General features: G+C 63.0%; 8 protein-coding genes and 1 riboswitch. Of the genes, 7 read left to right on the top strand and 1 reads right to left on the bottom strand.

What is annotated here, in order from left to right; genetic code table 11:
* On the top strand, positions 1-260 hold a 260-nt coding region (locus tag ACYP01_RS12250; RefSeq protein ID WP_459680205.1), incomplete at its 5' end, for a hypothetical protein.
* Here the strand turns inward: ACYP01_RS12250 and ACYP01_RS12245 are convergent.
* Positions 248-388, bottom strand: coding sequence for a hypothetical protein (locus ACYP01_RS12245; RefSeq protein ID WP_003941170.1), 141 nt, complete (start codon positions 386-388; stop codon positions 248-250). The genes ACYP01_RS12250 and ACYP01_RS12245 overlap by 13 nt on opposite strands.
* Before the next feature lie 244 nt (positions 389-632).
* Between ACYP01_RS12245 and ACYP01_RS12240 the strand changes: the two genes are divergently transcribed.
* From ACYP01_RS12240 to ACYP01_RS12215, 6 genes are all read left to right on the top strand, one after another.
* Positions 633-1364: an SDR family oxidoreductase gene (locus ACYP01_RS12240; RefSeq protein WP_007727145.1), complete on the top strand. Its 732-nt coding sequence runs from the start codon at positions 633-635 to the stop codon at positions 1362-1364.
* Between the two features lie 151 nt (positions 1365-1515).
* Entirely contained in the window at positions 1516-2883 is a 1368-nt protein-coding gene (locus tag ACYP01_RS12235) for a purine-cytosine permease family protein (RefSeq protein ID WP_459680202.1), read from the top strand.
* A gap of 30 nt (positions 2884-2913) precedes the next feature.
* The gene (locus tag ACYP01_RS12230; RefSeq protein WP_070161570.1) at positions 2914-4494 is read left to right on the top strand and encodes a hydantoinase/oxoprolinase N-terminal domain-containing protein; all 1581 of its coding nucleotides are present in this window, start codon (positions 2914-2916) and stop codon (positions 4492-4494) included.
* The gene (locus tag ACYP01_RS12225; protein WP_007727138.1) at positions 4491-5600 is read left to right on the top strand and encodes a DUF917 domain-containing protein; all 1110 of its coding nucleotides are present in this window, start codon (positions 4491-4493) and stop codon (positions 5598-5600) included. The genes ACYP01_RS12230 and ACYP01_RS12225 overlap by 4 nt, the downstream gene beginning before the upstream one ends.
* A gap of 6 nt (positions 5601-5606) precedes the next feature.
* A complete protein-coding gene (locus ACYP01_RS12220; RefSeq protein WP_063315110.1) occupies positions 5607-6665 on the top strand; it encodes a DUF917 domain-containing protein in 1059 nt (352 codons plus the stop codon).
* Positions 6662-8197 carry a PucR family transcriptional regulator gene (locus tag ACYP01_RS12215; RefSeq protein WP_047269699.1) on the top strand — a complete coding sequence of 512 codons (1536 nt, stop codon included), beginning with the start codon at positions 6662-6664 and terminating at the stop codon, positions 8195-8197. Before ACYP01_RS12220 ends, ACYP01_RS12215 begins: the two co-directional genes overlap by 4 nt.
* 60 nt (positions 8198-8257) lie before the next feature.
* Positions 8258-8372, top strand: a riboswitch (SAM riboswitch).
* The last annotated feature ends 50 nt before the right edge of the window (positions 8373-8422 follow it).

Below are 8422 nucleotides of genomic sequence, written 5' to 3'. Positions count from 1 at the left end.
TCGGAGAACCGCACCAGACCAGCGACGGATCGACGATCATCACGGTTTCGCGTCTGCACCGGCGGTGGCGCCGCGACCCGATACCGGTGCCAGTGGGAGTGTTCTCGATCCACGAGGGTGAGCCGTCGTGGTCACCGGCCGTCGATCACACCAGGGCGGCTTTGATGGGGGAGTTCATCGGGTTGGCGGCCGCAGTGATCGCAACTCTGGCCGTTCTACGTCGTCCGCCCTGGCCTGATGTGACGATTCAGAAGGGGTGACCCAGAATTACGCCGATCAGTTGGAACGGCATCGCGAGGAACATCGATCCGACGTAGAGCGGATAGCGAATCGGATCGCCGGCGAGGTAACCCTCGGCGAGCCAGGCCATGACGTCTGCTGATCCCATAGTCGTTACTTCCCTTCGCTGTTGTGGTTCACCGACATTTTCGGTCGTGGGAGTTGTTTTGTTACAAGCGAACTCGAAGGAGGAGTACATGTGAAGGCAGTTTCGACGCAGCAAACGTCGTCAAGCGAGATCCCCGGGGGCGGTGTCCTCTAACAGCTAAGTCTCGATACTTGGCACTGTGCCGTAGTGAAATCTGTGCATTCTGCACATGTCGGGACAATTCGGTGAGCCCTACAGTCGCTGCATGACAACGACACCTTCTCCTCTCTCAGGCAAGACCGTCGTACTGATCGGCGGCGGAACAGGCATCGGGCTGCGAGTGGCGCAGCTTGCCGTCGACGCCGGCGCGCAGGTAGTTCTCGGTGGCCGAACCGCATCCAAGCTCGAAGCAGCGGCCGCGCAGCTGGGTGAGGCTGCGCACTGGTTCACCGTCGACACCTCCGACGACGACTCGGTGAAAGCGTTCTTCACCAACATCCCCAGCGTCGACGCTCTCTTCACGACGGCTGCCGATTACCAGGTCGGCTCGTTCCGTGAACAGAGCGTCGATGAAGCGGCGTCGCCGTTCACCTCCAAGTTCTGGGGGCAGTACCGCGTCGTGCACGCTGCGCTCGACAAGCTGGCACCCACCGCATCGGTGGTCCTCATGTCCGGCGCTGCCAGTGTGCGGCCACCCGCAGCTGCCGCGGCATACGTTGCAGCCAACGCGGCAATCGAGGGGCTCGGGCGGGGGCTGGCGGTCGAACTGTCGCCGATCCGCGTCAACACTGTCGCTCCCGGAACCATCGACGGGCATCTGTGGGCTCAGCGCCCGGCGGAGGTTCGGGAGGCCGCGTTCACCTGGAGTGCCGAGAACAACGTGCTCGGCCGCGTCGGGAACGAAGACGAGATTGCACAAGCGGTGTTCTATCTCTTCACCAACACGTACACAACGGGTTCCACGCTGTACCCCGACGGCGGGTACGCGTTGCGTTAGACCCGTGCCATTTGGCGACTGTGTGAAATGACGACTGTGCGAAATGCATTGTCGTAACACGAAGAAACGCCAATTCGCCCATAGGCGTGACCCCTGCCACATTCGTACCGTCTTCTCCGAGAACACTTCCCAACTATTCGAGGAGTCCGTCATGAAAAACACGTCAGCGACCGCCGCCGGCGGTGAAGTGTCCGACGGTGACGACTACGCGCTCACCCGCGTTCCCGACGAAGCACGATATTCGTGGTTCTCGGTGGCAGTACAGCGATTCGGTCAGGTATCGGCACTCGCACAGTTCTTGCTCGGTGCGACGCTCGGCTACGGTATGACGTTCTGGAATGCCTTCTGGGCATTGACAGTCGGGGCGGTGATTCTCGAGGTCGTCTGTATTTTCATCGGCATCATCGGGGTTCGTGAAGGGCTCAACACATCGGTGGTCGCACGCTGGTGTGGATTCGGGCACGCAGGTTCCGCGGTGATCGGTTTGGTGATCGGGGTCAGCCTGATCGGTTGGTTCGGCATTCAATCTGCTGTCTCTGCATCAGGTTTGCACGGAATCATGCCGTTTCTGCCGCAGTGGGCGTGGGCTTTGGCCTTCGGTCTCCTGATCACCGCGATAGTCCTTCGCGGGTTCGGATCCATGCAACTGATCGCCAACATCACCGTTCCGCTGTTCCTGATCCTGGTCGGTTGGGCCGTCGTCGCCGAACTGCGTAATCACTCGCTGTCAGATCTGATGGCATCTGCTCCAGCCGGGCCGGAGCTCAGCTTCCTCGCCGGAACTACCATCGTCGCAGGCGGTTTCATTGCCGGAGCAGTGATCACACCTGACATGACGCGCTTCAACCGCACGGCAGGCGATGTCGTGAAGCAGACGCTCGTCGGAATAACGTTGGGCGAATACGTGATCGGGCTGACCGGTGTTCTCCTTGCCCATGCCGTTCGCAGTTCCGACATTGCCACGATCATTCTCTCGTCGGTCGGTTGGGTCGGCGTTCTGATCATCGTTCTCGGCACCTTCAAGATCAACGACTGGAACCTGTACAGCTCGGGGCTCGGCGTCGTGAACTTCATCGACGTCGTGTTCGGTCGACGGATCAATCGCGCAGTTGTCACAGCAGTTGTCGGCATCACCGGTTCGGTCCTCGCGGCTGCCGGAATCCTGAACTCGTTCACCGACTTCCTGATCCTGTTGGGCGTCGGATTCCCGCCGATCGCCGGGATCATGGTGGCGGAATACTTCATCGTCAAGACATGGCGCAAGGATCTGGAGGAGAGTCGAGCTGCGGGTACCCTCCCGAACTCGGCACCCACTTGGGTACCGGCCACGCTGGTGATCTGGATCGTCTCGGCGCTGATCGGTCATTACAGTACCTTCGGCCTGCCGTCGATCAACGCGGTGGCCTCGGCCTTCGTTCTCTACGTCGTCGCGGGTCGACTCGGCCTGATTCGCGGAGTCGGACGCACCGCAACCGAAGCGCCGCAAGAGACTTCGGGAAAATCTGCGCTCACGCACTAGCACGGCACACACTGTAGAAGGGAGTTCGCGATGCGAATCGGAATCGACGTCGGTGGTACGAACACCGATGCGGTCCTGATGGACGGGACCACCGTCATCGGGCATGTCAAACACTCGACCAGCAAGGACATCACCGGCGGAATCGGCGGAGCTCTGACGGCGCTGCAGCAGCAGTACTCGTTCTCTCCCAGCGCTGTTCAAGCAGTGATGATCGGCACGACGCACTTTCTCAACGCTCTCATCGAGCAACGCGGACTTGCACCGACAGCGGCTCTGCGATTGGGGCTTCCGGCGACCGCGGCGCTTCCACCGATGGTGGGGTGGCCGCGAGACCTGGTCTCCGCTGTGCAAGGAAGGCACTACCTCGCTCACGGTGGGCACGAGTTCGACGGTCGTCGTATCTCGCCGCTGGACCCCGACGAGATTCGCCGCCATGCCGCCGATATGGCTCGCAGCGGTACTCGTTCGGTCGCAATATCTTCGGTGTTCTCTCCGGTCAATCTCGAATGCGAAGCGGCCGCCGCGGAGATCGTGCGTGAGGAACTCGGCCCGGACGTCGCAATTTCGCTCTCGCACGAGATCGGTCGAGTGGGTCTACTCCAGCGGGAGAACGCGACCATCATCAATGCTGCGCTGCGCGAGCTCGCCGATCACATCGTCGACGGTCTTGCCCGATCTTTGGTCGAGCACGGCATTGTCGCGCCGCTGTACCTGAGCCAGAACGACGGAACCTTGATGGACATCGAGTACGCGAGGCGTTATCCGGTGGCGACTTTCGCTTCGGGGCCGACCAACTCCATGCGAGGTGCCGCTGTTCTGTCCGGTCTGGCCAGCTGTGCGGTGATCGACATCGGGGGCACCACTACCGACGTGGGCGTATTGACCAACGGTTTCCCCAGAGAAGCCACCACGGAGGTGACGGTCGCGGGGGTACGGACCAATTTCCGTATGCCGGACGTCTTCTCGATCGGTATCGGTGGTGGTTCGCTGGTGGATGCAGACGGACTCACAGTCGGACCCGAATCTGTGGGATACGAATTGGGTTCACGGGCACTCGTATTCGGCGGTGACACGTTGACGGCCACCGACATAGCCGTCGCGGCAGGCTTGGCCGACGTCGGAGATCGCAGTGCGGTGGCGCACCTCGACCGCGGCCTGGTGTCGACGGCACTCGACCGGATCTCGCGCCGAGTCGCCGACGCCGTGGAACAGATGCGGACCACGTCGGATCCACTTCCCGTTGTGGCGGTTGGCGGGGGATCGGTACTGCTGGAGCGTGAACTCCCGGGCCTGGGAACGGTGATTCGTCCTGAGCGCTTCGATGTTGCCAATGCGATCGGCGCTGCGATCGCGCAGGTCAGTGGTGAGGTAGATCGAGTCGAAGCGGTGCGGGACGGGCACCGGCAGGTTTTTGCCGACGATGCTCGCCAGGAGGCGATCGATCGGGCAGTCGCCGCAGGCGCACGGCCCGAGTCGGTGCAGATCGTGGAGTTCGACGAGGTCCCGATTCCGTATCTGCCGGGCAACGCAACACGTATTCGAGTGAAGGCAGTCGGTGACTTGGCACTGCACAGTGGTTTGGTCTCCACCGGTCAGGAGGGCTCACGATGAGTTGGACACTACGAACGGCGGATCTCGACGATCTCGCCAGGGGCGCAGCCTTGTTGGGCACCGGCGGCGGGGGAGATCCGTTCGTCGGCAAGATGTTGGTCACGCAGGCGCTCGGTGAGGCCGGTGAAATCACAATTCTCGATCCGGAGGAGCTTGACGACGACGCGTGGGTGATTCCCGTCGCGCAGATGGGTGCCCCGACCGTCGTGGTCGAAAAGATGCCGCGCGGAACCGAACCCGAGCTGGCGCTGATCACGTTGGAGAAGCACACGGGTCGAACTGCAGATGCCACGATGCCGATGGAGTGCGGCGGAATCAATTCGATGATTCCGTTGCTGGTGGCCGCACGGCGCGGCCTGCCGGTTGTCGACGCCGACGGGATGGGGCGAGCCTTTCCTCAGCTCGAGATGGAAACCTTCTCGGTGTACGGGATTTCGGCGAGTCCGCTCGCCATGGCGAACGAGCACGACGAGGTGGCGATCTTCGACACCGGAAGTGACAACAGCAGATTGGAGGGCCTCGCCCGCGGGGTGACGTCGAGGTTCGGTGGGATGGCGCACATCGCGCAGTACTCGATGACGGGTGCAGATGTGAAGCGGACGGCGATCCCACGGACTCTGTCGTTGGCCATGACCATCGGCCGGTCCATCAGACTTTCACGTGAGCAGCGGGTGGACCCGGTGCGGGCGCTTGTCGACAGTCTCGCCGACACGCTCTACGGATACGGGCGAGTTCTCTTTCACGGCAAGGTGATCGATGTCGACAGGCGAACCGATGAGGGGTTCGCTCGCGGTTCGGTGCGGATCGCCGGCGTCGGAGACGAAGAGCTGGAAGTTCAGTTCCAGAACGAAAATCTGATCGCCGTCCAATCCGGAGTGATGGTGGCGATCGTGCCAGACCTGATCTGCATCGTCGAGGCCGATACCGCCGAACCCATCACCACCGAGGGCTTGCGGTACGGGCAGCGCGTTGCGGTCATCGGGATCGCGACCCCACCCATCATGAGAACCCCGGAGGCACTGGCGGTCTTCGGCCCGGCTAGCTTCGGGCTCGATCGCCCGTTCCTGCCGGTGGAGACACTCGAGCAACCTGTACTGGCAGAATAGCGAGCCGTGAGCAGGCTGCACGCGGTCCGGGAGGCCGACCTCGACGCGATCGCAGCGGGGGCGGTGGTCCTGGGCTGCGGCGGGGGCGGCGATCCACGCTTGTTCGTGGAATTGCTGCGTCCACTGATGACGTCTACTTCGGTGGAGGTCATCGCGCCGGACCAGTTGCCGGAGGAGGCATTGGTGATGCCGGTGGGAATCGTCGGATCGGCCCTGGCCTTGGAGGAGCAATTGCCCTCCGGGCGTGAGTTTGCAGATACTGCAGCAGCTTTGACGCGCTGGACCGGGAAGCGTCCGACCGCGGTGATGACTTTCGAAGGCGGTGGACTCAACGCTCTCTCCGGCATTGCTGCGGCGTTGGCGTTGGGAATTCCCGTGGTCGACGCGGACCTGCTGGGTCGAGCGATGCCGCGGCTCGATCACTTCTCTCTCGCCGCAGCCGGGTTGGAATTGTGCCCGGTCACACTCGCCCAGCCCGGCGGCCTCATTACCGTCGTCGACGGAGTGGATGTGCTCGGCGCCGAGGTAGCAGTGCGGTCGTTGATCGGGAGAACCAGCGGTTGGGGCGCTCTGGCGATCGCGTCGATCGATGCGCGGACGGTGCAGGAGGCGTGCATTCCGGGAACTCTCTCCCGAGCATACGAACTGGGTCAGCACATCGGGGCCCTGGGCAGTTGGCAGGAGATCGCGGAGAGCTCCGGGGCCCTGGTAATGGGGACTGGCCGGGTGCGTGCGGTCCGTCGTAGTCGTCCGGACACCGGCGATCGTCGGGGCAGCGTGATTCTCGAACACGATTCTGCGGTGATACGAGTCGAATTCGAGAGTGAGTTCCTGACCGTCGCGTTGGACGGCGAGATGATTGCAACGTGCCCGGACATCGTGACGTTGCTCGACGTGCGGACCGGCGCCTTCGTCTCGTGTGAATCCGTGCACCAGGGGCACGATGTGGCCGTGTTGGTTCTTCCCGGTCCACAGTGGTGGGCGGACGAAGTGGGCAGATTGAAAGTTGTCGGCCCGCGGGCATTCGGGATCGACCACGACGCAGTGCTGATGGAGGCGCGATGAGCGCGAGTGTTTCGGCGTTGCTGAACAACCCGGCCTTTGTCGGGCTGTATCGACTTGCCGGGGAGGGTGATCCTGTCGTGACGACAGTGGGAGCACTCACCGGGGAATCGGCACAGTCGGCCGAGGCCGTGTCGGGTGCGGCGAGTTCAGGATCAGTTCTGGTGATTCTCGATCGAATCGACATCGGGGAGTGGAGATTCGACGCTCTCCTTCGGCGCACAGCGGCGACCGGCTGCCAGGTGGTCGCTGTGCACAGCGCTGCGGCGGAGGATGCGAATCTCTCGTTGCTTGCCGATCGGCTCGGACTGGTGGTGCTCGGAGTATCCGACCCGTGGCAGTTCAGCGTGGATCTTCGTGATCTTCTCTCGAATTCGCGGGCGGTGATGGCCGACGCAGTACTGCGGGCGACACACGCGGGCCAACGAGCCGGAGGAAGCGTCGAGAATCTTCTGTCGGTGCTACTGAACACCTTTCAGCGTTCATTCTTTCTCCTGGACACGTCCGGACGTCCGATGACCGGCGCCGACCTGTTGTCAGACGCTGATCGAGCAGCTGCCGGTATGTTGTCGGGTCGCGGGGCGCCCACCACGGTCGAATTGGACTCCGGCGGGGTCCTGATTGCGTGCCCGGTGATGTCCGGCGCAGCCCGAGAGCCCTGGCTGGCGGTGCTGCTCCCGGTGCGTCAAAGCGTCGAAGAGGCTTCTCTCTCAGTGGTTCTCGACGTGGCCTCGTTGGCTGCCGGGCACCGACTGGCCGTTGCGCGCATGGTCGACGAGCGTGAAGCGCGCCGGCGTAGCGCGTTGCTCGGTGAACTGATCGACACGTCAGCAGACGCCACACCCGGACTGCTCCGGCGCGCACTCGACGCGGGTTGGATGCTGGACGGATGGCACATCGGCATCAAAGTCCTGGCGGTCGGTGAGGTCGACCTGGTGGCAAGACGCAGCGAGGTTGCAGATGCTCTCGCCGCCGAGGGAATCGACGCCAATGTCGTGGAACAGGCTGACGGCTGGGCGGCGTGGACGACTCTGCCAGGCGAGCCGCGACCGGAGGCGATCACCAGGATCGCCGAGTGCATCCGTGCAGCTCAGGCCAGGTTGGAACCCACGATGGAGACCTGGGTAGGTGTGGGACGCGCACACGACGGTCCGGCTGGAATCGGTTCGTCCCTGTCGGAGGCCGGGGATGCCGCTCGGCTCGCCGGTTCCCGATCTCAAACAGGTCGATTCCTGCACGTGGACCGCCTCGGGCTGGCGCAGTTGCTGCTGGCGTGGACGCGAACCGACACCTTCCAGCCTGCGGCCGCGGCATTGCTCGCACCGCTACGCGATTCCAATGGAGAGTTGCTCGAGACTCTGTCGACGTACCTCGACGAAGAATCGTCTCTGGCTCACACCGCAACCCGAATGGGCTTGCACCGCAACACCGTATCGAGTCGGATCGATAGAATTCAGCGCCTTCTCTCGGTCGATCTGGCCGATCCGGAAACCAGGCTTGCGCTCCACCTCGCCTGCCGGACGATCGCGCCGTGACGACGGTCTTCGCAGCTTCGTCTTGACAAGCGCGGGAGGTTCCTGCCATCCTCGTTGCCAGGTCACGAGTACCAGTGTTCAGCCCCGGCTTGCTGGTCGGCAACCCTCCTCCGCGGTGGGGTGCTCCGGGTGACGACCCGGCTGCGTTCGAAAACGAATGCGGCAAGCGCGGACTCTTCCGGGGCCATCTCCCGACGAACGAGTCCTTGAACGTGAGGATTGTCT

The organism is Rhodococcus sp. no. 34 (assembly GCF_054589475.1).
The sequence above is the reverse complement of the archived record's forward strand: the minus strand, read 5'-3'. Positions and strand labels throughout refer to the sequence as shown.